Annotated in this window: 20 protein-coding genes and 6 pseudogenes; 12 read left to right on the forward strand and 14 right to left on the reverse strand. The window is 62.1% G+C overall.

All coding sequences use genetic code 11. The features are described from left to right. Positions 1 to 142: 142 nt before the first annotated feature. From AB0K08_RS07695 to AB0K08_RS07710, 4 genes are all read left to right on the forward strand, one after another. Positions 143 to 1,144, forward strand: coding sequence for an extracellular solute-binding protein (locus tag AB0K08_RS07695; RefSeq protein ID WP_363353046.1), 1,002 nt, complete (start codon positions 143 to 145; stop codon positions 1,142 to 1,144). 87 nt (positions 1,145 to 1,231) lie between these two features. Further along, a complete protein-coding gene (locus AB0K08_RS07700) occupies positions 1,232 to 1,627 on the forward strand; it encodes an OB-fold domain-containing protein (protein ID WP_363353048.1) in 396 nt (131 codons plus the stop codon). Next, on the forward strand, positions 1,624 to 2,766 hold the full coding sequence (locus AB0K08_RS07705) for an acetyl-CoA acetyltransferase (RefSeq protein WP_363353050.1): 1,143 nt from the start codon (positions 1,624 to 1,626) through the stop codon (positions 2,764 to 2,766). Before AB0K08_RS07700 ends, AB0K08_RS07705 begins: the two co-directional genes overlap by 4 nt. A gap of 31 nt (positions 2,767 to 2,797) precedes the next feature. After that, on the forward strand, positions 2,798 to 3,772 hold the full coding sequence (locus AB0K08_RS07710; RefSeq protein ID WP_363353052.1) for an aldo/keto reductase: 975 nt from the start codon (positions 2,798 to 2,800) through the stop codon (positions 3,770 to 3,772). Here AB0K08_RS07710 and AB0K08_RS07715 read toward each other — a convergent pair. Then, positions 3,759 to 4,343: pseudogene (locus AB0K08_RS07715) on the reverse strand (integrase core domain-containing protein); the annotation flags it as partial. The gene AB0K08_RS07710 and the pseudogene AB0K08_RS07715 sit on opposite strands and share 14 nt — an antisense overlap. 368 nt (positions 4,344 to 4,711) lie before the next feature. Between AB0K08_RS07715 and AB0K08_RS07720 the strand changes: the two are divergent. Then, positions 4,712 to 5,365, forward strand: a pseudogene (locus AB0K08_RS07720) (IS1380 family transposase); the annotation flags it as partial. A gap of 135 nt (positions 5,366 to 5,500) precedes the next feature. Beyond that, on the forward strand, positions 5,501 to 6,682 hold the full coding sequence (locus AB0K08_RS07725; protein WP_363353054.1) for an IS1634 family transposase: 1,182 nt from the start codon (positions 5,501 to 5,503) through the stop codon (positions 6,680 to 6,682). On the opposite strand, the gene AB0K08_RS07730 is transcribed toward AB0K08_RS07725, so the two are convergent. Further along, positions 6,679 to 8,214 carry an IS1634 family transposase gene (locus tag AB0K08_RS07730; RefSeq protein WP_363353056.1) on the reverse strand — a complete coding sequence of 512 codons (1,536 nt, stop codon included), beginning with the start codon at positions 8,212 to 8,214 and terminating at the stop codon, positions 6,679 to 6,681. The two genes, AB0K08_RS07725 and AB0K08_RS07730, sit on opposite strands and share 4 nt — an antisense overlap. Before the next feature lie 124 nt (positions 8,215 to 8,338). Here AB0K08_RS07730 and AB0K08_RS07735 point away from each other — a divergent pair, with 124 nt between their 5' ends. The 3 genes and pseudogenes from AB0K08_RS07735 to AB0K08_RS07745 all read left to right on the forward strand — a co-directional run bounded on the left by AB0K08_RS07735 (position 8,339) and on the right by AB0K08_RS07745 (position 10,979). Beyond that, complete coding sequence (locus AB0K08_RS07735) at positions 8,339 to 8,692, forward strand: hypothetical protein (RefSeq protein ID WP_363353058.1); 354 nt, start codon at positions 8,339 to 8,341, stop codon at positions 8,690 to 8,692. Positions 8,693 to 8,708: 16 nt separating this feature from the next. After that, positions 8,709 to 9,593, forward strand: a pseudogene (locus AB0K08_RS07740) (IS1380 family transposase); the annotation flags it as partial. A gap of 384 nt (positions 9,594 to 9,977) precedes the next feature. Further along, positions 9,978 to 10,979, forward strand: coding sequence for an extracellular solute-binding protein (locus tag AB0K08_RS07745; protein ID WP_363353060.1), 1,002 nt, complete (start codon positions 9,978 to 9,980; stop codon positions 10,977 to 10,979). A gap of 328 nt (positions 10,980 to 11,307) precedes the next feature. Here AB0K08_RS07745 and AB0K08_RS07750 read toward each other — a convergent pair whose 3' ends face one another. After that, positions 11,308 to 11,652 carry an integrase core domain-containing protein gene (locus AB0K08_RS07750; protein WP_363353062.1) on the reverse strand — a complete coding sequence of 115 codons (345 nt, stop codon included), beginning with the start codon at positions 11,650 to 11,652 and terminating at the stop codon, positions 11,308 to 11,310. A 16-nt stretch (positions 11,653 to 11,668) separates the two neighbouring features. Here AB0K08_RS07750 and AB0K08_RS07755 point away from each other — a divergent pair. Together AB0K08_RS07755 and AB0K08_RS07760 are read left to right on the forward strand one after the other, a co-directional pair. Next, positions 11,669 to 12,016: pseudogene (locus AB0K08_RS07755) on the forward strand (integrase core domain-containing protein); the annotation flags it as partial. A 263-nt stretch (positions 12,017 to 12,279) separates the two neighbouring features. Next, positions 12,280 to 12,657 (forward strand): annotated as a pseudogene (locus AB0K08_RS07760) (IS21 family transposase); the annotation flags it as partial. 79 nt (positions 12,658 to 12,736) lie between these two features. On the opposite strand, the gene AB0K08_RS07765 reads toward AB0K08_RS07760, so the two are convergent. From AB0K08_RS07765 to AB0K08_RS07785, 5 genes and pseudogenes are all read right to left on the reverse strand, one after another. Further along, on the reverse strand, positions 12,737 to 13,213 hold the full coding sequence (locus tag AB0K08_RS07765) for an ATP-binding protein (protein ID WP_363353064.1): 477 nt from the start codon (positions 13,211 to 13,213) through the stop codon (positions 12,737 to 12,739). A 106-nt stretch (positions 13,214 to 13,319) separates the two neighbouring features. Then, a pseudogene (locus AB0K08_RS07770) lies at positions 13,320 to 13,550 on the reverse strand (AAA family ATPase); the annotation flags it as partial. Then, on the reverse strand, positions 13,547 to 14,473 hold the full coding sequence (locus AB0K08_RS07775) for an IS21 family transposase (RefSeq protein WP_363353066.1): 927 nt from the start codon (positions 14,471 to 14,473) through the stop codon (positions 13,547 to 13,549). The gene AB0K08_RS07775 and the pseudogene AB0K08_RS07770, both read right to left, overlap by 4 nt. A 15-nt stretch (positions 14,474 to 14,488) precedes the next feature. Then, positions 14,489 to 14,854, reverse strand: a complete 366-nt coding sequence (locus AB0K08_RS07780; protein ID WP_363353068.1) for a helix-turn-helix domain-containing protein — start codon at positions 14,852 to 14,854, stop codon at positions 14,489 to 14,491. Between the two features lie 456 nt (positions 14,855 to 15,310). Beyond that, positions 15,311 to 15,784 carry an aldo/keto reductase gene (locus AB0K08_RS07785; protein ID WP_363353070.1) on the reverse strand — a complete coding sequence of 158 codons (474 nt, stop codon included), beginning with the start codon at positions 15,782 to 15,784 and terminating at the stop codon, positions 15,311 to 15,313. A gap of 56 nt (positions 15,785 to 15,840) precedes the next feature. On the opposite strand from AB0K08_RS07785, the gene AB0K08_RS07790 reads away from it, so the two are divergent. Beyond that, positions 15,841 to 17,364, forward strand: coding sequence for an IS1634 family transposase (locus tag AB0K08_RS07790; RefSeq protein ID WP_363353072.1), 1,524 nt, complete (start codon positions 15,841 to 15,843; stop codon positions 17,362 to 17,364). Between the two features lie 11 nt (positions 17,365 to 17,375). Here the strand turns inward: AB0K08_RS07790 and AB0K08_RS07795 are convergent, their stop codons facing one another. From AB0K08_RS07795 to AB0K08_RS07820, 6 genes are all read right to left on the reverse strand, one after another. Further along, positions 17,376 to 17,975 (reverse strand): aldo/keto reductase, encoded by a 600-nt coding sequence (locus AB0K08_RS07795; RefSeq protein ID WP_363353074.1) that lies wholly within the window; start codon positions 17,973 to 17,975, stop codon positions 17,376 to 17,378. Positions 17,976 to 18,024: 49 nt separating this feature from the next. After that, entirely contained in the window at positions 18,025 to 19,035 is a 1,011-nt protein-coding gene (locus tag AB0K08_RS07800; protein WP_363353076.1) for an extracellular solute-binding protein, read from the reverse strand. A gap of 169 nt (positions 19,036 to 19,204) precedes the next feature. After that, a complete protein-coding gene (locus tag AB0K08_RS07805; RefSeq protein WP_363353077.1) occupies positions 19,205 to 20,194 on the reverse strand; it encodes an extracellular solute-binding protein in 990 nt (329 codons plus the stop codon). Positions 20,195 to 20,339: 145 nt separating this feature from the next. Continuing rightward, positions 20,340 to 20,750: a cupin domain-containing protein gene (locus tag AB0K08_RS07810; RefSeq protein WP_363353079.1), complete on the reverse strand. Its 411-nt coding sequence runs from the start codon at positions 20,748 to 20,750 to the stop codon at positions 20,340 to 20,342. 20 nt (positions 20,751 to 20,770) lie between these two features. Further along, positions 20,771 to 21,700: an NAD(P)-dependent oxidoreductase gene (locus tag AB0K08_RS07815; protein ID WP_363353081.1), complete on the reverse strand. Its 930-nt coding sequence runs from the start codon at positions 21,698 to 21,700 to the stop codon at positions 20,771 to 20,773. Next, on the reverse strand, positions 21,697 to 22,728 hold the full coding sequence (locus AB0K08_RS07820) for an aldo/keto reductase (protein WP_363353083.1): 1,032 nt from the start codon (positions 22,726 to 22,728) through the stop codon (positions 21,697 to 21,699). The genes AB0K08_RS07815 and AB0K08_RS07820 overlap by 4 nt, the downstream gene beginning before the upstream one ends. Between the last annotated feature and the right edge of the window lie 113 nt (positions 22,729 to 22,841).

Below are 22,841 nucleotides of genomic sequence, written 5' to 3' on the forward strand. Positions count from 1 at the left end.
GCCTGGCGGCGGATGCTAAATCGCATGGCCTAATCCAGTACCACCGTAATATGTGATACTGATCATATCATCTGCTAGCTTGGGATTCTCCGCTCGCGAACAGCTGGGGACTACCGAGAAGGACAACTAGAGCTGTGAGGACATGATGAGGACAGCGTTCAGAACTTTCACCACTACTGCAGTTGCGCTTTCGCTGGTAGGCGCGCTGTCGGCTTGCTCTACTGGCAGCGATGCCAACTCGTCCGGTGAGGCCGGCGGAATCGTCTACTGGTATTCGGGCAATTCGCCTGAACGCAATGATGCCGTCGTCGCAGGCTTCAACGAGGTCTATCCAGACATCGAGGTGGAGGTCCTTCGCGGTGTCACAGGTGACCTCACGGTCAGATACGCCCAGGAGAGCGAATCGAACGCACCGACTGCGGATGTCATCTCCCAAACCGACCCACTTTTCGTGGAGGAGGGATTCGACAAGGACTGGTGGGACACAGGCGTCGAGCCCGCCGATGGGTGGCCCGAGGAATACAACAACAACGGCGACGCGCTGACCTCCTACCACGTACTTGAGTTGGGCATCAATGCGGACGCCGTCCCAAGTTCCGAGGTCCCAACATCGTGGGAACAACTGCTCGAGCCGACATACAGCGGCCGACTCCTCCTGCTCGATCCCAGGAGTGACCCCGGATACCTTGCCCTGCTCCAATTCTGGAGCGAAGAGTACGGCGACGAGTTCCTGACCGGCCTTGCTTCACAGGATCCGCGCTTCGTGGCCAGCAATGTCCCGGGCAGTGAGGCCCTCGCCTCAGGCAGTGCCGACATCATGGCACCAATCGGTCGCACTGGTGCCCAGCCCCAGATCGACGCTGGTGCGCCACTGGAAGTACATACCATCGAGCCCACGCTAGGCATTGAATTCCACACGACGGTCAGTTCGAACTCGCCGAATCCTGAAGCTGCAGCACTTTTCTTCGAATACTTGACCTCAGTGGACGGACAGCAAGGCTTCAACGGCGCTCTCACCGTTTCGGTTCGCGACGACGTTGAAGGCGCGCTTCCCCGTCCTGAAGGAATGCGCCCACTCATGGATTACCTCCCCGCCGCGAACGAGCGGAAGGATGAACTCCTGGGTCTCATCGGAGTCCAATAGACCTCGTCCACCCGAATGCGCGCCCTTCCAGAAGGCCAGATGCGCAGTCCTTCACCTCGTCTCAGCAAGCAACCGAAAGGCTCCCAGATGACTTCCACCGATTCCCGGCGCTCCGTCGCAGACCGCATTGCCGAACATTGGAAACATGGCGAGCTGGTCTATCCCCATGACTCCACGGGAACCGCGTTCTGGCCTCCGAGCGATTACACGCCGGTCAACGGCGAGGACTCGCAGTGGTCGACCAGCGCTGGACACGGCACCGTCTACGCAGCCACGAAACAGTACAGTCGCACCCATCCGCCCAAGCACTTCGCGTTGGTAGAACTCGACGAAGGCTTCCGGATGCTCGGGCTCTTGACCGGTGACGTTGATCTGGATGACCTCATCGGCTCCCGTGTGGCCACCACGTTTAGCCCACCTGACGAATATTCCGGATCGCGGCACCCCATTTTCGAGCTCCTGAGCGAGGACCACCAACGATGAACCTTCGAGGAAACACAGCAATTGTCGGCATCGGGGAATCCGAACTGGGCGAGGCTCCATCAGGCACCCGCCCCCAGGACCTTATGGTGCAAGCGTCAGTGCGCGCGCTACGAGACGCCGGCTTGAAGCCGTCGGACGTCGACGGCGTCTTTGCTGCGGCGGGCCAGCTTCTCATGGCCCCCCTCTACCTGGCTCAAGACCTCGGCATGACGCCGCGATACATCGACGGCACCAACATCGGCGGATCGTCGTTCATGGCGCACGTGAACCATGCGCGAGCAGCAATTGCGGCAGGGCTGTGCAAGGTTGCAGTGGTCGCCTACGGAAGCACAGCCCGACTTGACCGCGCCTCGAGTGCGCCAGAAGTGGACCCCTGGGAGAAGCCATACCGAGCGATCGAGCCCCTGGCCTCCTATGCGTTCGCGGCTTCTCGACACATGCACGACTTCGGCACGACTCGCGAACAGCTCGCCTCGGTTGCAGTTGCCGCACGTCGATGGGCACAGCTCACTCCGGGGGCCTGGGACCAGGATGATCTGGCCCTGGAGGATGTTCTCGGCGCACGGCTCGTATCTGACCCGCTCACCGTCAGAGATTGTTGCCTCGTCACCGACGGAGGAGCCGCCGTCGTGATGACCTCGGCAGACGTCGCCAAGGGGCTCCCTCACGCACCCGCATACGTGCTCGGGGCAGGCGAATCTTCGGCACACATGTTCATTTCCGGGATGCCCGATCTCACTCGTACGCCAGCTGTCGCATCCGGTCTACAGGCCTTCGACGAAGCCCGACTCAAGCCGAGCGACGTTGACGTCGTTCAACTCTACGACGCCTTCACCATCACTCCGCTCCTCTTTCTCGAGGACCTCGGATTCGTCGACAAGGGCCAGTCAGGTGCGTTCGTGGCGGATGGAAACACGCTTCCTGGCGGCAGTCTCCCGATGAACACGAATGGCGGCGGAATGTCCTATGGGCACCCCGGAATGTATGGACTATTCGGTTTAGTGGAGGCGGTGAGACAACTTCGTGGGCGCGAAGGTGAGAGACAGGTCGAGAATGCCAACGTCGCCCTGGCACACGGTAACGGCGGGCTGCTCTCAAGCGAGGCGACAGTTCTTCTCGGCACTGAATCAGTCCTCTAGCTGCAGCCGGAAGAACTAGAAGGGAATGCGGATGCAGTACACGAAGCTCGGAAAGACCGGGTTGGATGTCTCAAGGATCTGTGTCGGAGCGATGAGTTTCGGCGTGGCCGAGAGCGGTCGTCATACCTGGACACTCGACGAAGACCGAAGTCGACAGATCATCACTGCCGCGCTTGATCACGGCATCAACTTTTTCGATACGGCCAACATCTACTCGGATGGCACCAGCGAGGAGATTCTCGGCGGGGTCCTCGGGGATCTCGGCGACCGCGACAGTCTAGTGATCGCCACGAAGGTCCATGGGCCCACGCACCATGGACCCAACGGGAGGGGACTCTCGCGCAAGCACATCATGACCGAGGTCGAGGCGAGCCTCCGGAGGCTGGATACCGACTACATCGATCTCTACCAAATTCATCGGCTCGACCCTTCGACACCCCTCGAGGAGACGCTCGAAGCACTCCATGACCTCGTCAAGTCAGGAAAAGTGCGTTACCTCGGGGCGTCGTCGATGTTTGCCTGGGAGCTCACGAAGGCGCTCTACACCGCAGATCTTCGCGGGATCAGCCGATTCGTCTCCATGCAGGATCACTACAACCTTCTCTACCGGGAGGAGGAACGTGAAATGCTCCCACTGTGCCTTGACCAGGGACTGGGCGTACTGCCATGGAGTCCACTCGCGCGAGGGCGCATCGCGCGCCCCTGGGGCGAAGCGAGCGAACGTCTTCGTACCGATAAATTCGGGAGCAAGCTGTACGCGGCCGACCACAGTGACCGCGAGATCATCGATGCAGTTGGCCATGTCGCTGAACGCCACCAGACGTCTCGCGCCACCGTTGGCCTCGCCTGGCTTCTACACCAACCGGGAGTGACGGCACCCATCGTCGGCGCAACGCAGACCAGGCACCTCGATGAAGCGGTCAACGCTCTCGACGTAGAGCTCACCGAGCGGGACCTCGATGAACTCACATCAAGCTACCTGCCACGGCGCGTCAGCGGCTTCTAGCTGTATCCAGCATCAGGTTGGTGGCAGTCGGCTGGTTGGGGGGTCGGCCTCCGAGCGCGCTCAGGCCTCGTTCAGTGTTGTAGTGATCGATCTAGGGCGCAAGGGCGTTGCGGCGGTCATGGTTGCTGGTGAAGGGCTGGCGGTAGGCCCATTCGTTGGCCAGGGTGTGGTTGAGACGTTCGACCTTGACGTTCTGCCAGGGGCAGTGGGCCTTGATGAATTTCTGTCTGGCCCCGAGGAGCTCGACTTGGTCCTTGAAGGCGTGGCTGTTCTAGTAAGCGGAAGCGTTGTCCGTCATCACCCCTTCATTCCCACAGGCGGCGAAGTAGTCCGCGGCTCGGGCCAGAAACCTGGCGCAGGTGTTCGTGGTCTCGTCATCGTGGATCTCGCTGTAGGCCAGTCGTGAGTGGTCATCGACCATCGAGTGCACGAAGTCATAACCGATCCTTGCCCGCTTGTTCCCCTGGGCGGCGCTCTGGGCCCGGCCATGGGCCCTCCAGCCGCCCCCGCCCTGGATGCGACCAAGTTTCTTGACATCGATATGGACCAGGTCCCCGGGTCAGTCGCGTTGCCGAGAGACTCGGAACCGGGCCGCCGCCTGAGCGACCGTGAGCTGAAGATCCGTGACGGAGCGGACGATGACGAGGTTCTAGGACTTTCCCATACCCCGGTCTAAACCCAGGCAGTCAACGATGTCATTCGACCAGACACCCAGCGGTGTTTGTGGGCGTCGATGAAACGTCGACCTCTTCTGCGGACGGTTGAATTCCGCCTTGGCTAAGCCTTGATCCACCGATCGTCGCGCTGGGTGAGGCTCATAATTGAAGACGAAATGCCCGCCTGACCGGGAAGAATGGGACTTGTCTAAGGTTCCGTTCCGCCGTGTCAGTTTCCTTCGACGAACCGAATCTCGTGGGTTCCGTAGGGTTGGTTCCACTGATGAAACTGGTCACCGAATCGAGCCTGCATGAACTGGCAGGGCAGCGGTTGATCGTGCCGACCGATAAAGGCTCCAACGCCGGGGCGAAAGTCGCCGCCCTCGTCGCGGGGATGTTCGCCGGCGCCGACAGCATCGATGACATGGCCATACTGCGCCACGGGGCGATGAAGCGGCTCTTCAACGCCTGTTATGCGCCCTCGACGTTGGGGTCGTTCCTGCGTTGCTTCACCTTCGGCCACGTCCGCCAGCTCGATGCGGTCGCCTCCCGCTTCCTGGCCGGACCGGCTGACCGGGCCCCACTACTGGGAAACCCTGCAGCTGCCGATTCGAGTTCGGGGTTGGTGTTTGTCGACGTGGACGTGGACGACACGATCATCGAAGTTCACGGCTATCAGAAGCAGGGCTCGGGCTGCGGGTACTCCGGGGTCCGCGGGCTCAACGCGCTGCTGGCCACCGCCAGCACCGCCGGCACTGCCCCGGTGATCCTGGGCCAACGCCTGCGCCAAGGATCGGCGGGCTCCCCACGCGGGGCAGCCCGGCTGATCGGTGACTCGCTGGCCACCCTGCGCCGAATGCGTCCCACGGACCGGAGCCGGGTCCTGATGCGCGCTGATTCGGCGTTCTACGGCTACCCGACGGTGGCTGCAGCGTTGAACCCGACTTGGCTCACTGTTCGGTGATTCGGTCGTTTTTGGTGCCTAGTTCCGCATGATTCCGGGGTTCTTGGTTGCGGGGTGGGGCACTAACGGTCGGGGGGGGTCTAGGCTGTTTGGATGTACATCCGGCGGGTGAAGACCGCTTCCGGGGCGACCGCGGTCCAGCTCGTGGAGAAGCGCCGTGGGGTGCGTCAGATTGTCGAGCATCTCGGCTCGGCTCATGACGAGGTGACCCTGGCCGCCCTGGAACAAGTCGCCAGGGAGAAGATCCATGCCGGCCAGATGGCCTTCGACCTCGATCTACACACCGATGACGCCACCACGGTTCGGGCCACGAGTGTTGATGCTGGTGGTGGGCTGGTGTTGCACGGGACCCGGCCTCGGTTGCTGTGGGAGGTCCTGGAGCAGGCCTACGAGAGGATCGGCTTCCCTGGTGCCGTTGATGACGCGGTCTTCAAGCAGCTGGTGCTGGCTCGGATCGTCGAGCCAACCTCGAAACTGGACTCCCTCCGGGTCCTCGAGGAACTCAACGTGGGCAAGGTGCCCTCCTATGCCACTCTCAAGCGCCGACTGGCGCGCAGTGTGGAGGAGAAGTGGCAGGATGCGGTCAGTGCCGCGGCCTACCGGTTCGCCGCCGGCGACGGGGCCGTCAGCCTCTGCCTCTATGACGTCACCACCCTGTATTTCGAGGCCGATGAGGAAGACGAACTACGCAAGTCCGGGTTCTCCAAGGAACGTCGGATCGATCCGCAGATCCTCGTCGGGCTGCTGGTCGACCGGCACGGCTTCCCGTTGGAGCTGCACTTCTTCGAGGGCAACAAGGCCGAGACCAGGACCATGATCCCGGTCCTGGACGCGTTCCGGGATCGCCACCAGGTGGACGACATGCTGGTCGTGGCTGATGCCGGCATGCTCTCCTGGGCGAACATCCAGGCCCTGGAAGAGGCCGGCTACCAGTACATCGTCGGCTCGAGGAACTCCAAGGCCCCTATGGACCTGGCGAAGACGTTCGCCACGAAGGGCAACCACTTCGCTGACGGCCAAGTCATCGAGACCACCACCGAGCTGAAGAAGGGCACCGAGTCCTCACGCAGGCGCGCGGTCTGGCAGTACCGGCTGGCCCGTGAACACCGTGACCGGCGCAACCACACCCTGCAGGTCCAGCGGGCCGAGGACATCGCCGCCGGCCGCAAATCCCAGCGCAAGGCCCGATTCTTGACCACCGGCCAACGAAAGACACTGACCGTGGACTACGAGGCCGCCAAGGCCGCAGAACAGCTCTTCGGACTCAAGCCTGACTCGTGCCACTTTTAGTGCCCTGCGTGGGCGCTGACCATGTCGAGGATTTTCTGAATGTCGGCATCGATGGCCGGGGCCGCAGTGAGGTCGTGGCCGTTGACGTCGATCGTGACCGTCCGCAGGGGCCTGAGTGTCTGGACAAGCTTCTTGATGCTGATCCCAGTGACGTCCTGCAGGTGCCGGGCGACGGCCAGGGCGCAGAACACCACCGTCAGGTGCGCTTCGATGGAATCACGCTGGTGGTGGAACATCGGCCTCGCACGGATGTCGGACTTGGCCATGCGGAATGACTTCTCGACCTGCCACAGCGAGTGGTACGCGGCCACCACGGCGGGCCCGTCGAGGATCTCCGGACCGATATTGCTGACGTAGCCTTTCAGGCCCAGGAGCTGGCGGGCGCGTTCGACCAGGGTCCAGTCCACGCCGGGTTTCTTCCCGGCGAGCTTGACGAACCGGTCGCGTTTCAGCGGCCGCTGTCCGTTGGCGACCTTCTCGGCTTTCTCGATCTGCTTGTTCAGGGTGTAGTTGTCTCGCTTCTCCCGCTTGAAGGAGTAGTGATAGACCACCCGCCGGTCCCGGGCCTTGGCCCCGGTGCCCATGCTCCGGACCGATTCCAGGGTCTGGCCGTCTGTGAAGTGGTTCCCGTGGCGTTCGAAGTGCGCGGCGAGGTCGTAGGGAGCCTTGGTGATTCTGGAGCCCACGATGAAGCTGAATCCGGCGTCTTCCAGGGCGTTGAGGTTCGCCGCGGAGAGCATCCCGGCATCGGCCACCACGACCAGGTCCCTAGTCCCGTGGCGGCCCTGGAAAGACTTGAGTACCGGGATCAGGGTGAGAGTCTCCGCTTTGTTGCCCTCGAAGCAGTGGATCTCCAACGGAAAGCCTGCCGAGTCCACGAGCAGCCCGACCACGATCTGGGGGTCGACGCGTCGCTCCTTGCTCATCCCGACCTTGCGCAGCTCGTCTTCGTCGGTGGCCTCGAAATACAGGGTGGTCACGTCATAAAGAACGACCGAGAGCCCGGTGGGACCTGCCTTCGCCGCGGCGAAAGCGTATGCGGCCCGGCAGAAACCGTCCCGCCAGTCCTGCTCAATGCAGGCGGCCAGGGTCCGCCAGATCGTGCGCAGCGACGGCGGCTGAGCCCCGATCTCCTCGAGCACACGGATGGTGTCGGCCTTCGACGTCGGATCAACCAGCCGGGCCAGCACCAGTTGCTTGAAGGTCTCGTTGCCGATGCCCTCGAATCCGATCCGGCTGTAGGCCTGCTCCAGGACGTCCCAGAGCAGCTTCGAGGAGGAGCCGGTGACGACCGGCCCGGCCGGCGCCGCCGACGGGGCCGGCTTGTCCGTGGGAACGGGGATCTGCAGGTCCAGCTGTTGCTGGTCGCCGGCAATGCGGTCTTTGGCGACCTGGACCAGGGCGGCCACTTCGGCCTCGGTGTGAGCGGAGCCGAGGTGCTCGATGATCGTGCGGACGCCCCGGCGCTTCTCGGCGATCTGCACTGCCGTCGCCCCGGAAGCAGTCTTCACCTTCCGCACGAACAAGCCCATTCCAGCAGTCTAGAAGCACCCGCTTAGTGTCCGATCCAACCGACCGAACCCCCGGAAAATCAACGATCCAAGGCCATGAGCCCTCAAATCAGCTCACAGTGGCACGAGTCAGGTCAAGGGATACGTGACAAACACCAGCATGACGGTACTCACGGGCGCCGAGGTCGTGGCCGCCTACCACTCGCTATTCGAGGTCGAGGCCTCGTTCCGGATGGCTAAATCCGACCTTCGGGCCCGGCCGATCTTCCACCACACCCGGGATGCGATCCAGGCCCACCTGACCATCGTGTTCTGCGCGCTGGCCGTGGCCCGCCACCTACAGACAGCCACCGGGCTGAGCCTGCGCCGGATCATCAAGACCCTCCAGCCCCTTCGTGAGGGCCTGGTCGAGATCAACGGGACCATCACCACCATCCCCGCAGCCCTCACCGCCGAAGCCAAGGAGATCCTCAACAGTCTCAGCCAGTCAGGGCACTAATTCTGAGCCAAGTCGGGCCACCGCCAGCACCGCCGGCACTGCCCCGGTGATCCTGGGCCAACGCCTGCGCCAAGGATCGGCGGGCTCCCCACGCGGGGCAGCCCGGCTGATCGGTGACTCGCTGGCCACCCTGCGCCGAATGCGTCCCACGGACCGGAGCCGGGTCCTGATGCGCGCTGATTCGGCGTTCTACGGCTACCCGACGGTGGCTGCAGCGTTGAAGGCAGGAGCTGAGGTCTCGGTCACGGTCAGGATGGATAAAGCCGTCAAGAAGGCCATCGCCACCATCGACGACAAGGCTTGGACCGGAATCAAGTACCCGCAGGCGATCTACGACGAGGGCACCGGGACCTGGACTTCCAAGGCCGAGGTCGCCGAGATCCCCTTCACCGCCTTCAGCTCTCGCAAGAATGCCGAACGCGTCGCCGGCCGGCTGGTGGTGCGCCGGATCCCTGAGTTGAACCAGTAGCAGGATGAAGGTCAGCTGACCCTGTTCGACACCCACCGGTTCCACGCATTCTTCACCACCACCGATCCAGAGGTCCTGGATACTGTGGCCGCCGACGCCACTCACCGTCAGCATGCGATCATCGAGCAGGTCAACGCCGACCTCAAAGACAGCGCCCTGGCGCACCTGCCCTCCGGCCACTTCGGGGCCAACAGCGCCTGGCCGGTTTGCGCAGTCATGGCCTACAACCTCACCCGCACCGCCGGGCTCCTCGCCGCCGGAACCTTCACCAAAGCCCGCACCGGCACCATCAGGGCCAAACTCGTCAGTATTCCGCGCCGGCTCGCTTCCAGCGGCCGCCGGCTTCGGATCCGAATGCCCGATTCCTGGGCCTGGCAACACGCCTTCGACCTGCTCTTCACCGCCATCTACCCGACACCACAGATCGCATAGAACCAGTCCACCAGCCGATCAACGGCACGATTCAGGAGCTTCAGTGGAACTCCACCGGCAGCGAGGCCGACCACACTGATCTGCCCAGAACCGGCTCACCCGGGGTTCACGGAATCAACCCTCGACTCCGATCCTCGTCGGTGGATCAAGGCTTAGTGGGTCCGGCTGAAACTACTCTGATCCGATGAGTAGGACCACCCGCTGCGAGATGGTGGCGTTCTCCAGGCTGACACGGATGACCAGGGGCGCTGGCTGGAGAATATGAAGAGGTCATTCAAATTCCATTGACCGCCATACGGTCTGGTCGTATGCTCATGTTATGGGCGAGTAAATATCGCGGTAATGCATCCGCGGTTATCCGCATTGGATCTTGGAGGTCTGTCAATGGGCAGGAAAATGAAGGCGGTTGCATCAGCTTTTGCGGCTCTTAGTCTCATGGCTGTGTCTGGGTGTTCGGGCAGTGAAAGTGTCTCGAGCGTCGTCGACGGCAATCCTGAGGTGTCCGGCACCGTCATCTGGTACAGTTCGCACGCGCCGGATCAGAATGAGCGTGTGACGGCGGCTTTTGCGGAAGAGTATCCTGATGTGGATCTTCAGATTCTTCGTCTGGTGACGGGTGAACTCTCGGTGCGCTATGCACAGGAACGTGGGGCGGATACGCCGTCTGCGGATGTGATCACGCTCGCGGACGGGGCGATGATTGCATCCGGGCTTGAGAAGGACTGGTGGGAAACCGATGTCTCTACGGCCGAGGGGTTCCCTGCGGAATCGATCAATGACGGGGTCATGGTCGCCGGGATTCTTCCGATGATCGCGGCCATCAACACCGACCTTGTTCCGGAGGGGGAGGAACCCAACTCTTGGGAGGACTTCCTGAGCCCGGAGTACAAGGATCAGATCATCCTGGCGGACCCCCGGAATGTACCGTCCTACCTTGCGATGGCACAGCTATGGACCCAGGAGTACGGGGACGACTATCTGGAGAAGCTTGCTGATCAGAACCCTCAGCTCGTCGGTAGCACTGTTCCCGGCAATGAGGCTCTCGGCGCTGGTGCGGCGAAGGTCGTCTTCCCCAACTCCGCCCCCGGGATCCTCTCGGTGATCGACGCAGGGGCTCCTGTGAAGATGCTTGATATCGCTCCGACGACTGGCAGCGAGTTCTACACGGTTATCGCAAGCAACGCGCAGAACGCTGATGGAGCTGCGGCGTTCTATGAGTTCCTTTCGACCAAGGAGGGGCAGGAGGCCTTCAACGGCAAAACGATCTCCGTTCGTGAGGACGCCGATACCGGAGACCTGCCGGAAGGCTTCATCCCACTGAACGAGATCCTGCCCGAGGCGGAGGAGCGTCGTGCTGAGCTTCTCGGTCTTCTCGGTGTGGAATAGACCGTGATCCCATTGGCCCGGCGCATCGCGCCGGGCCAATGGGATCGCAAGACCTTAGCCGGATGGATGTGTCCGCGCTGGGCCACGGGGTGTTCGTCTTGTCGCCATGGGGCCGCGCACTCCGGAACCCCAGCGTTGGTGTCAGCCCTGGTCCGGAGAGGCGGTGGGGCTTGTCAATGCCCCGTTCAAGACGTCGATTGCATCTGCCTCGGCGATCTGGATCGGCGCGGAAGAGAACGCGAAGTCCGACGTGGCTGCCTTGGCTGCCTCCTCCTGAGTCGTGCCATTTTTAGTGGCTCTTCACAATTGAGGGATGCTCCTATGTTTGTCAAGTCCCGGGTTTAGTAGAGGCTGAACGGTTGTTCAGTATTCTGGCTGCGGTGGCAATGCTCTGGTTCTCAGTGAAAAGAGCGGCCTCGACCTCAGCTGGGATCTGGTAGTCGAGCCTGGAGTGGAGCCGTTCGGCGTTAAACCAGTGGACCCAGTCCGCGGTCGCGGCTTCGACGTCGTCCCGGCCGGCCCAGGGGCCCTCGAGGTGGATCAGCTCGGCCTTGTAGAGCGAGTTCAGCGCTTCGGCCATGGCGTTGTCGTATGAGTCGTCCTTCGAGCCGACGGAGGCCACGGCGTCGGCCTCCTCGAGCGCCTGGGTGTAGCGCAGCGCCCTGTACTGCACACCGCGGTCGCTGTTAGGCCGAATTCGGCTTAACAGCGATGCCGGGTCGCAATATACTGCGATCCGCTACACCGAGCATCTCGACCTTGAGGGTATCGCCCCGTCGATCGGAACCGTGGGCGACGCTTACGATAACGCGCTCATGGAATCCGTGAACGGGCTGTTCAAGACCGAGTGCATCCGCACCACCGTCTTCCACACAGGCCCGTACCGGACGCTGGCTGACGTGGAATACGCGACCGCGGGCTGGGTCGATTGGTACAACAACCGCCGCCTCCACAGCACCCTGGGAATGCTCACCCCGATAGAGTTCGAAACGCTCCACTACGAGGCCCTCACCCGAGAGCCTGAACCCGCAAAGTAGCGGCAGAGAACCTGGGACGATTCACACGCCACAGCCGGCCCCCAAGCCCACTATCGACTAATCAGCGCACTGGCCCCCAAACCCACGACCAATGGCCCCCAGCGAGGCGAATATTCACCCAGCGATGGCCACCGGAACTGCCCGGTGCTGGCCGTCTGGTTTGCCCGCGCTACTCGTTGCCCGCCGCGTCGTGTGACGGCGGGGGGCCCTTCACCGGGTTGGATATCGGTGTCGAATCGAATCCAGCGAGGAAGAGGCCCTGAATGAAGGATGCCGTAGAAACCATGAGAATACTCAGTGCCTATGACCTGACCAAGTCCCTGCGGGGCGCCGCCGAGCTGACCGGTTGCTCCCACCACACCGTGGCCCGGCTGGTTCAGGCCCGCGACGCCGGCCAGGCACCGGGAGCCGGAGCCAGTCGCCCGAGGGTCACCGACGCGTGGCTGCCCATGATCGAGGAATGGGTCGAGGTCTCCGCCGGGCGGATCCGCGCCGATGTCGTGCACGACAAGCTCACCGCGATGGGCTACACCGGCTCAGAGCGTTCCACCCGCCGGGCGGTGGCCGAGGTGAAGGCCGCCTGGCGGGCCGGGAGGCGGCGGGTGCACCGGCCCTGGATCACCGAGCCCGGGGGCTGGCTGTTATGCGGAGTTCCGCTGATGGCGCTCATCGATTCTCCTCAGAGTTGCTCGGTGAATCTCCCCGGGTCGCGGGGCTAGGTTAGCCGAGGTTCGTGCCGGTGGTTGCGCGACGGATTTCTTCGGCGGCTGTGGCGTGGTGGCGGAGCCTGTAGGACGCGCCGTCGAGGGTGACCACGACGGAGCGGTGTAGGAGTCTGTCGAGCATGGCGGCGGCGACGGTGGTGTCGCCGAGGATCTCGCCCCATGCGCCGACGGGCCTGTTTGTGGTGATCACGATCGAGGTCTTCAGGTAGCGCTGGTTGATGACTTGGAACAGGGCTGATGCTGCTTCGGCGGGCAGGGGGAGGTAGCCGAGCTCATCGATGATCAGCAGGGTGGGGCCGGCGAAGAACCGCATCATGGTGGACCATTTGCCCTCGATAGCGGCGCGGTGGCAGCGGGCGGCGAGGTCGGCGGCGGAGGCGAAGTAGACCCGGTGGCCGGCGTTGACCGCGGCGTGGCCGAGGCCGGTGGCGATGTGGGTCTTGCCCACTCCGGGCGGACCGATGAGCAGCACGTTCGTCGCGTTCTCGAGGTATCGGCAGGTCCCGAGCTCGTTGAGCAGGTTGGGGGTCGATGCCGGAGGCGGCGTCGTGGTCGAAGTTTTCCAGGGTGGCGCCGGTGGGGAGGTTCGCGAATCGGAACCGGCCTGCGAGGCGACGTTTCTCGGTGGCGGTCACCTCGATGGCCAGCAGGCGCTCCAGGGCGTTGGTGAGGGTCCAGTCCTCGGTCTGGGCCTGATCGAGGATGCCTGGGAGGGCCTCGGCGGCGTCGGCCAGCTTCAGCTCGGTCAGGTGGCCCCTGAGCTGCTGATAGACGCTCGCGGGGGTCGGGGTGGTCGAGGCAGTGGTCATGTCAGGGTGTTCCTGTTCTTCGCGGCCTGCTCGTAGGCGGCCAGATCGATCACGGTGGCAGTCGGTACGGGCGGCCCGATCAGAGCCTGTGCGGCGGCCAGAGCGGCGGAGCCGGGTGGGATGCGTTCTTTGCGGCGGTGAGACCGTCCCGGTGGTGCGGAGGCCAGCGCAATGGCTTCCAGTGCGGTGACGTGCTGGTCGGTGCGCTGGGTGATGCCGAGGCCGGGTTCGGCTAGCCGGTGGCGAGCGACCATGGCGCCCGAGGTGGTGGCGATCTCGATGTGGTCCGCGCCGAGGTGCTGGTGGATGGTCACCGTGGCCATAGCCAGTTCGGGAGGGACGGAGTAGCGGTTGCCGCGCCAGTGGATCAGGGCCTGTCGCGAGACGGTCCGCGGCTCGGTCACCACCACCGGGAACGCCATCGGCGGCAGGGGCCGGAGCCGTTCAGCAGCGCGCATCGTCGCAGCGGTCGTGGTCCCGGTGGCGCTCTCGCGTCGGCGCCCGTCCTGTTGGGCCGCGAACTGTTCAATCGAGGTCTGGGCCTGCTCCGCAGTCAGCTCGTCGGCCAGGGTCCGCCACCAGCGCTGGGCAGCGGTGTGGTTGTTCTTCTCGACCACGCCCTTGCGGTTCCCCGAGCGGGGCCGGCAGACGACGGCCTGGACCCCGTGATGCTTCGCGAAGGCGGAGAACATCGCGGTCAGGTCCCCGGTGGCGGGGTCCAGCACGGTTCGCATCCGATCGAACCGCCACGCCCGCGTCAGTCCGCCCAGCAGAGTCAAGACGGTCGTCATCGCGGCCAGTAGGTGGGGCAGGTCCATCGAGGGTGCGATAGCGGCCCGCCAGACGCCGGAGTGCGCGAGCGACCCCACCAGCAGGAACGCTCTTTTGGTCGGGTAGCCCCAGCGCTCGGGCGCGTCGGGCAACTCGAGCCAGTCGAACTAGGTCTCCTCCCTGGCAGGATGATCGATTACCGCGTTCGGGCGCCTGGTGACGTGGGCGCAGGCCTGACAAGCCGGCCGAAGAGACCGGTCACGGATGTGCCGGGTCAGACTTTGGTAAGAGCCCTCGAACCCCAGCGGGCGCAGCTCATCCAGCAGCGTCACTGCCCACAGGTGGGGGTCCTCGACCAGCCTGGCGGTGACGTAGTCGGTGAAGGGGTCGAACGCGTCCGGGCCGGTGCGTTTGCGCACTCCGGGCTCGCGGTCGCCGCGGAGGTAGGAACGGATGGTCTTGCGGTCGTGGCCGGTGCGTCGGGCGATCTCGCTGATCGTGATTCCCTGCCGGTGTAGAGCGTGGATGTCCACGCTGCTCCTCTCTGAGAGCATGAGCGTTGGGCCTCCCTGGAAGGCTGGTGAGTGGTCAGAGACCACCAGCATCCAGGGAGGCCCGCCTCATGCGGCGGAGCGACCCAGACTGAGGAATTTCGGTGAGCACAACTGGGGGATTTCAGCGAGCGTCATCACCGCATTACAACCACTATGCGTAACCGTGGATTATGCGGAGAACGATCCCGCTTGCCGGCCCGGATCCCTGTGGTGGCGGCGAAAGGCATCGACGACTGCTCTGCATAATCGTAGCCTTCTGGATCATGCTTGCGCAGGGCCTCCTTGCCGATCCCAATCTGCTTCGTGCCCCGGGAGATCGCCCGGCACGGGTCGCCAATTCCCGGATTGCTGGGGGGGTATTTCGAGGGGCCATCGGTGAATCGATGTCATTACAGGATGTTTGGCTCACCCTCAACCAGACCAAGGACGCTTCAGTCAGCGGGTGGTCAAAGCCTCTGCCGGACCCACAAGATTGGTGGGTTCATGCGGTCGATAAGGTTCGGTCAGCACTTCCAGTTCGTCGTCCGTCAGATCAATTTCCAGCGCCGCTGCCGCATCAGCGAGGTGATGCCACTTTGATGCACCGACGATGGGTGCATCGACAGCGGGGTTGGTCAGCACCCACGCCAGCGCCACACTCGCCATTGACACGCCCCGACTAGAGGCGACCTTTTCGACGGCATCAATGATCGGTTTGTCCTCTTCGATGTCGAAGCGCCTGCCGGGGACATCGGTCTTCGTGCGATAGGTTCGCTCTCCCCAAGGACGGGCCAGACGCCCCTTGGCGAGAGGTGAGTAGGGAATGGATCCCGCTTTCTGATAGTCAAGGAGGCTGAACATCTCTCTCTCCTCCTCCCGCATCACCAAGCTCCTGAGTTGCACAGGTGGCCAGGGTTGCTGAGTGATCATGCCTAGTCAGCAGGATTTGGGTGGTCGTTTCGGGGCACTAATCGTAGGCTTTGGGGGTGTCCCCATTTGTTCGGAAGGTCCGCACTGCTTCGGGTGCGACGGCGGTGCAGATAGCGGAGAAGCACCACGGGGTGCGCCGGATCTTGGAGCATCTGGGCTCGGCCCACACCGAGGCGGACCTGGCGGTGCTGATGCAGGTGGCTCGGGACAAGCTCAACGAGGGCCAGCAGGTGCTGGACATCGAGTTGCCCGGCACCGAGTCGGCGCCGGCGGCCTCTGGTGCGGTGGTAACCGGATCGGCTGCGCAGGTGCTGTGGGAGGTGCTCACCGATGCCTACGCCTTGTTGGGATTCGATGTCCTGGATGATGAGGCCTTCCGGTCCATGGTGCTGGCCCGGATCATCGAGCCGGCCTCGAAGTTGGCCACCACCGGAATCCTGGCCGAACTCGGGGTCGAGGCCCCGCACCGCAATACCCTGATGGCGGCCCTGGTCCGCTGTCAGGAGCGTGACTACCGTGGCGTGCTGGCCACCGCCTGCATGTCCCACACGACCAAGGCCAACGGGGCGGCCACGATGGTCCTTTATGACACGACCACACTTCACTTCGAGGCCGAAGACGAAGATGACCTGCGCAGAGTCGGGATGAGCAAGGAGCGCAGGGTCGACCCACAGGTCCAGGTCGGGTTGCTTGTCGACCCCGGCGGCTTCCCGCTGGAGGTACACCTGTTCGAGGGCAACAAGGCCGAGACGACCACCCTGGTCCCGGTGCTGCGGCAGTTCCAGCACCGGCATGGCATCGCGGACATGGTGGTCGTCGCCGACGCTGGGATGCTATCGGCGGCGAACCTCAACGCCCTGGAGGACGCCGGTTACTCCTTCATCGTGGGATCGAGGATCGCCAAAGCCCCTTACGACCTAGCCGCCCACTTCGAGCGCCACGGCAACAACTTCGCCGACGGGCAGACCCTGGAATCCGTGCGCACCATGGGCACCGGGGCCAAAGCCAGGGACCGACGGGTCGTCTACCACTACTCGTTCAGACGGGAGAAGCGGGACAACTACACGCTGAACAAGCAGATCGAGAAGGCCGAGAAAGTCGCCTCGGGTCAACGGCCGCTTAAGAAGGACCGGTTCGTGAAACTGGCGGGGAAGAAGCCCGGGGTGGACTGGGACCTGGTCGAACGGGCCCGGCAGCTCCTGGGGTTGAAGGGCTACGTCACCAACCTGCCGGTGGAGAAGATGCCCGCGGCCAACGTAGTGGCCGCGTATCACGACCTGTGGCAAGTCGAGGCGTCCTTCCGGATGACAAAATCAGACCTCAGGGCCCGGCCTGTGTTCCACCGGACCAGACAGGCCATCGAAGCCCACTTGACCGTGGTATTCGCTGCACTCGCGATCTCCCGGCACCTGCAGGACATCACCGGGGTGAGCATCAAGAAGCTCATCCGCACCCTGCGTCCACTACGCAGCGTCACCATCGAGATCGACGGCCACACCCTCACCGCAGCGCCCACCATCGGAACCGAGGCCCGCGAGATCCTCGACATGCTCCCAGCCATCAACGCCCCGGGGCACTAACCCTGTGCAACTCAGGTCTCTCTCTCCTCCTCCCGCATCACCAAGCTGTATTGGTTTTGCATCGAGATGAACCGCGTCCATCCATGACGTTCCGCTACGTGTTGCATCTCTGAGAACTGCCAGGCAAACATCGATGACGCACCGATATACCGAACACGCCCCGAACGAATGATGTCGTGGAGGGCCTCCATAGTCTCCTCAATGGGAGTATTCGAGTCGAAACGGTGAACCTGATAGAGGTCGATGTATTCGGTCCCTAGGCGCCGGAGTGATTCGTCGACTTGCTCGAAGATCGCTCGTCGAGACAGTCCTTGCCCGCCCGGGCCGCCATGCATGGGGAGCCCTACCTTCGTGGCGAGCACGATGTCCTCGCGCCGCGATAACCGCCTCATCGCCCGGCCCACGATCTCTTCGGAGATCCCCCGATCGTAGTAGTTTGCGGTATCCCAAAAATTGATGCCCAAGTCGAGCGCCTGTCTGAAGATCGGCTGTGCCTCGTCTTCAGTCAAAGCCCACCTTTGGAACCCCTTCGACGGATCGCCGAATCCCATACAGCCCAAAGTGATCCGGCTGATCTTCAAGCCTGACGTGCCGAGACGCGTGTTCTGCACCTTTTCCCTTTTGCCTATTCGTCCCCTGGGCTGCATGGCCCAAGAATGTCTAGACGAGGCCAACCAATGCCATGAGTTCGTCGCGGCGTTCAAGCGCTTCAGGGAGCAGATCCTCCATCGGGATCAGATCATCCGGGAGCGGCGCGGTGCCCTCGGTATCCGTGCGAACCGAGGACGTGTCCTGTCCATGAAATGTCTCCTGTCCTTCCTTGGAGGTGAGGAATTCAAAGAAGGCCGAAGTCGCTGCCTCGTCGTGCGCTTCATTGCTTTGCACTGTGTAAACGCCGATAGCCGTGCTTGGGACGTTCGGATTGAGATCCACTGGCGCGCCAGAGTCGATGGCAGGCTGCCCTGACGAGAAGGCCGCCGGAGCCATGACATCGCCGCTCCCCGAACCCAGATTCTCGAACCCTGGGACCTGACTATTGACCCATCGGATGTCTTGAGAGGCGAGCTGCTCAAGAAACTCGTCCCCGTATAACTCGCTGTACAACTGAAGCTGCCCCAGGTATCCAGGCTCACCCCGAGGATCGAGCAGTATGACGCGACCTGCCATGTCCGGGTCCGCCAGGACCTCCCAAGAGTCCATATCAGCCCCCTCCGGGAAGGTGTTGGTGTTGTACGCGAGCATCTGGTGGTTCATGCCGACGGTCACCATTCCGTCGACGACGTGCTCTTCGGGGAATCCTTCCGAAACTTGTGGCTCAGACACCCACCAATCGTTTTCTCTGCCTTCGTCGACGAACGCAATATCACCCATGGTGATGAGGTCGGCCGTCTCCGCACCGGAGGAGCGCTCTTGAGCGTAACGAACCGTCAGATCTCCGCTGGGTGCACGCAACATATCGACTCTGATGTTCGGATACTCCTCATTGAAGTCGTCGATGACAGCCTGGCTGTACTCCGGAGCCTTCGAGCTGTACCACACGACGGATCCAGAGAGTTCGGTACCCCCTCCCCCATCACCGGGGCTGGCATCATCGCCCGAACAAGCGGTCAGCACCAGCGACGCGGCTCCTACTGCGGCTACCGCCCGCAGCCTTCTCATAGAAATGCTCATGGGATCTACCTTTCGGTCGACTTAACGTCCCAACTGCCGACAATTTCTGACGTCGACTCTCATTCATTCGAATGACACGAGTGTTTCGAATGCCGCGATCCGCCAGATCACCGTCCCGCAGAAAGGGACATGCATGGACTTATAATCATTCGGAACTATTACGGAGAAACTACTGAATTCGAAGAAGGTCTAGCAGTTCCTTGCGACGTTCGTTAGCAGCGGGCAACACTTCATTCAGCGGAATGAAGTCTTCTGGCAACTCGCCCGTCTCAGCGTCTTCGCGCAGCGACACGATCAATTCCCCGGTGAACTCTTCCTGACCACTCTTAGAAGTCAGGTACTCGAAAAATGCCTCGGCAGCCTCAGGGTTCTTCGTGTCACTCGGAATCACCGTGTAATACTCACTGCCCGTCGTCGGACCGATCTCGGCCAGTCCGACGGGCGCCCCTGCATCAATGAGCGTCGTAGCGGCGGGGCGCGCATTGGGCACCAGCACACTCGCACCACCTGCGCCCAGGGCCTCATTAGCAGGCACAATGCTCGACACCATCTGAAGATTCTGGTCGGCGAGAGCGCTGAGGAATTCATCACCGTATTCATCGCTCCAGATCTGAGCCAAGGCGAGGTAGGCAGGGACGTTGCGTGGGTCCGCGAAAAGGATCTGCCCCTTGAGATCGGGTTCGAGAAGATCTCGCCATTCATCCGGGGCCGCATCGCCGACCAGTCGATCCGTGTTGTACCCGACCAAAAGCGGCAAAATGCCCACGGTGGCGATGCCATCGTTCATCCCGTCTTCGGGAAACCCTTCGGCCGGAGCTACGTCCGTCTCCCACCAGTCCCTGCTCGCCCCTTCGTCGAGCATCGCGCCATCGGCCAGCGTCACGACGTCGGCGACGGACGCCCCGGATTCCCGTTCCTGCGCATACCGGACCGACAACTCGCCGGTCACCAGGCGCAGGACTTCAACCTGGACGTCCGGATACTCCGCATTGAACCCCGCGATAACCGCATCATTCTGTTCCGGGTTCTGGGAGGTGTACCAAACGACGGAACCCGAGACGCCACCACCGCCTCCGTCCGTGCCTGGATTCGAACAACCACTGACCACAAGCGCCAGCGAAATACCGATCGCTGATAGAGGTCGCAATTTAGTCCGCATTATAAACGCCTTTCGGCTGGCTTTGCCTTGAATGATGGGACGGCAAGATTAATTTATATAACTTGCTGTATTATGAGAACACAGTAATACGGTGACCGTCGTGGAGTCAATAGTTGACGCGGATTGAGCTAGCATCCACGACTCACTAACCCAACGACTTGGCGATTTCTTCTTCCGAGACGTGGTGCCCCCATGTCACCTCTTGAACTTCGCCCGCCGGATTTGAATGTTCTCTTAGTGCGACGTGGGACATGCAAGATTCGGCCGTCGCCCCGTGCCAATGCCATTCCCCTGGCGGCGTCCATACTGAGTCGCCTTGGCGGATCAGTTTGATTTCGTCTCCGTGTGATTGCACATACCCGACTCCCTCTGTCACGTACAACAGCTGCCCATTCGCGTGAGAATGCCAGGCCGTACGCGATCCAGGTGTAAACCGAACCATGTTGGCGTTCAGCCGAAACGGCTCGTTCCCGACCCATATCGTCTCTGCGTGTACGACGCCAGAAAAGGATGCGCTCGGCCCTCTCGTCGACGGTGCCTGGCTTGCGATCTCCATCGGATTCCTTCCATGGCGGTCTACTCTGCGGCGGACCCTGCATTGCTCGCAGACTGCTTCACGATCATTTCAACGATGGCCTCTGCCGACCTTGGCTCGAATCCGAACTCTTGTCGGAGCCTCTCGTTCGAGATCAGATAGTTCGTGCAACCATCACGACCACCGAACTCTTCGTGGAACTGGATCCGGGCAGACGGGACGACGCTGGTCACCAATCCGGCCAGATCACCTAAGCTCACGGTGTTCCCCCCGGTGTTGTAGGTCTGGTGACGCGGAGTTGCCAAGGCAATCCGAGCGAAGACCTCTGCCACGTCGTCGACGTAGACGATGTTGCGCATGATGTCGCGGAACGGCAGTTCAATAGCGATCCCCTGCGCAGGGTCGGTGATGATTCGAACGTGATCCGACGAACCGAAGATCTTGTCGTGACCGGACACATTGGACGGACGTATGACGGTGATGTTCATGCCGTGTTTTTCACGATAATCACGCGCTTGGTACTCGTTGAAGATCTTCTGCGCGGCATAGGCATTGTCTTCAACCCCTCGAAGAGGATGTGCTTCGGTCACCTCGACTTCACCGAATTCTCGCTGCTTTCCGTTGACGGCCAGGCTGCTGCTCATCACCACGTGATCAACTTCTGCCAGCCGGGCGGCTTCAAGGAAGTTGTCGACACCGCCAGCGTTGAGCACGAACGTAGAATGCGGTTCTGCTGCAAAGTTCATCATGTAGGCCAAGTTGATGGCTCTTGTCGGCCGGAATTCGAGCATCGTGGCCATGACACTGTCGAATCGCGTCAGATCCGCGCGAACGTGGTCGGCGGGGCCGTTCCTTTCAGCCCCAGTGGGTGGGGAAATGTCTGCGCAGACCACTCGTTCGCCCCGCTCAGCGAGTTTCTCGGTGAGTCGACGACCGATGAATCCGCTTCCGCCGAAAATAACCGTCGTCACGCTTGCACTCCCACGGCCCGGTCCCGGACAGGCCCAGTCGGCCGATACCCGACAGACGGGGCATTCTTGCGACGGGTTGCTTGGTCTCGGGAGCGGCTGAGTGTCGGGTCTTCGAGACCGTCGACGTTGAGGGGTTCATGCGGTCGATAGTGCTTCTCGAGCTCGGACACTTCCTGCTCCGTCAAGGTGAAGTGGAGGGCGCCGACTGCATCTGGAAGGTGGGATTCGTGAGCAGGCCCGAGAATCGGAGCATCGATCACTGAGTTCGTGTAAAGCCAAGCCATCGACACTTGAGCCATGGCAACGCCGCGCTCCTTCGCAATCCGCTCGACGGCGTCGACGATCGGTTTGTCATCATCAATATCGAACCGAAGGCCTGGCGGATCATTCTCCATTCGCTCGGTGCGGGCGCCCCAAGGCAATGCCAACCTCCCCTTCGCAAGCGGAGAGTAGGTGATGCTGCCAACTCCCAGATAGTCGAGAAGTCCGAACATCTCACGTTCTTCCTCGCGGAAGACGAGATTATGAAGATTCTGCATCGAAATGAACTGAGCCCAACCATTCTTGGCCGCTACATGCTGCATTTCAGCAAATTGCCATGCGTACATGGACGAGGCGCCGAGGTAGCGCACCTTCCCGGAGCGAACTATGTCGTTCAATGCTTCCATGGTCTCTTCGACGGGGGTGTTTGGGTCCCATCGATGAATCGAGTACAGGTCGATGTAGTCAGTATCGAGCCGACGCAAGGATGCCTCCACCTGCTCGAAGATCGCACGCCTAGACAACCCATTGCCGCCCGGGCCGTAGTGCATCGGCAGACCCACCTTCGTGGAAAGAACGATGTCTTCACGGCGTGAGTACTTCTTGATCGCCTGACCGACGATTTCTTCCGAGGAGCCATACGTATAGTAATTCGCCGTGTCCCAGAAGTTGATGCCGAGTTCGATGGCTTGCTTGAAATAGGGAAGCGATTCATTCTCTCGAAGCGTCCAGGCCTGCTGGCCCGGTATTGGTTCGCCAAACCCCATGCATCCGAGCGCAACCCGACTGATCTTCAGGCCAGACCTGCCCAACCTTGTGTACTCCACAGATTCTCCTGTCCGCTCTCACGATGAGCCATACGTCGATACGGCGCCGTAGT

Origin of the sequence: Citricoccus sp. NPDC055426 (genome assembly GCF_040677445.1) — a bacterium.
Classification (GTDB): domain Bacteria; phylum Actinomycetota; class Actinomycetes; order Actinomycetales; family Micrococcaceae; genus Citricoccus.

What these genes read in the sequence shown, in the direction of transcription:
- AB0K08_RS07695 (WP_363353046.1), top strand. Translation starts at nt 143, where the DNA reads ATGATGAGGACAGCGTTCAGAACTTTCACCACTACTGCAGTTGCGCTT.
- AB0K08_RS07710 (WP_363353052.1), top strand. Translation starts at nt 2,798, where the DNA reads ATGCAGTACACGAAGCTCGGAAAGACCGGGTTGGATGTCTCAAGGATC.
- AB0K08_RS07700 (WP_363353048.1), top strand. Translation starts at nt 1,232, where the DNA reads ATGACTTCCACCGATTCCCGGCGCTCCGTCGCAGACCGCATTGCCGAA.
- AB0K08_RS07730 (WP_363353056.1), bottom strand. Translation starts at nt 8,214, where the DNA reads ATGGGCTTGTTCGTGCGGAAGGTGAAGACTGCTTCCGGGGCGACGGCA.
- AB0K08_RS07810 (WP_363353079.1), bottom strand. Translation starts at nt 20,750, where the DNA reads ATGGAGATCGCAAGCCAGGCACCGTCGACGAGAGGGCCGAGCGCATCC.
- AB0K08_RS07800 (WP_363353076.1), bottom strand. Translation starts at nt 19,035, where the DNA reads ATGAGCATTTCTATGAGAAGGCTGCGGGCGGTAGCCGCAGTAGGAGCC.
- AB0K08_RS07745 (WP_363353060.1), top strand. Translation starts at nt 9,978, where the DNA reads ATGGGCAGGAAAATGAAGGCGGTTGCATCAGCTTTTGCGGCTCTTAGT.
- AB0K08_RS07820 (WP_363353083.1), bottom strand. Translation starts at nt 22,728, where the DNA reads ATGGGGTTTGGCGAACCAATACCGGGCCAGCAGGCCTGGACGCTTCGA.
- AB0K08_RS07705 (WP_363353050.1), top strand. Translation starts at nt 1,624, where the DNA reads ATGAACCTTCGAGGAAACACAGCAATTGTCGGCATCGGGGAATCCGAA.
- AB0K08_RS07785 (WP_363353070.1), bottom strand. Translation starts at nt 15,784, where the DNA reads ATGATCACTCAGCAACCCTGGCCACCTGTGCAACTCAGGAGCTTGGTG.
- AB0K08_RS07805 (WP_363353077.1), bottom strand. Translation starts at nt 20,194, where the DNA reads ATGCGGACTAAATTGCGACCTCTATCAGCGATCGGTATTTCGCTGGCG.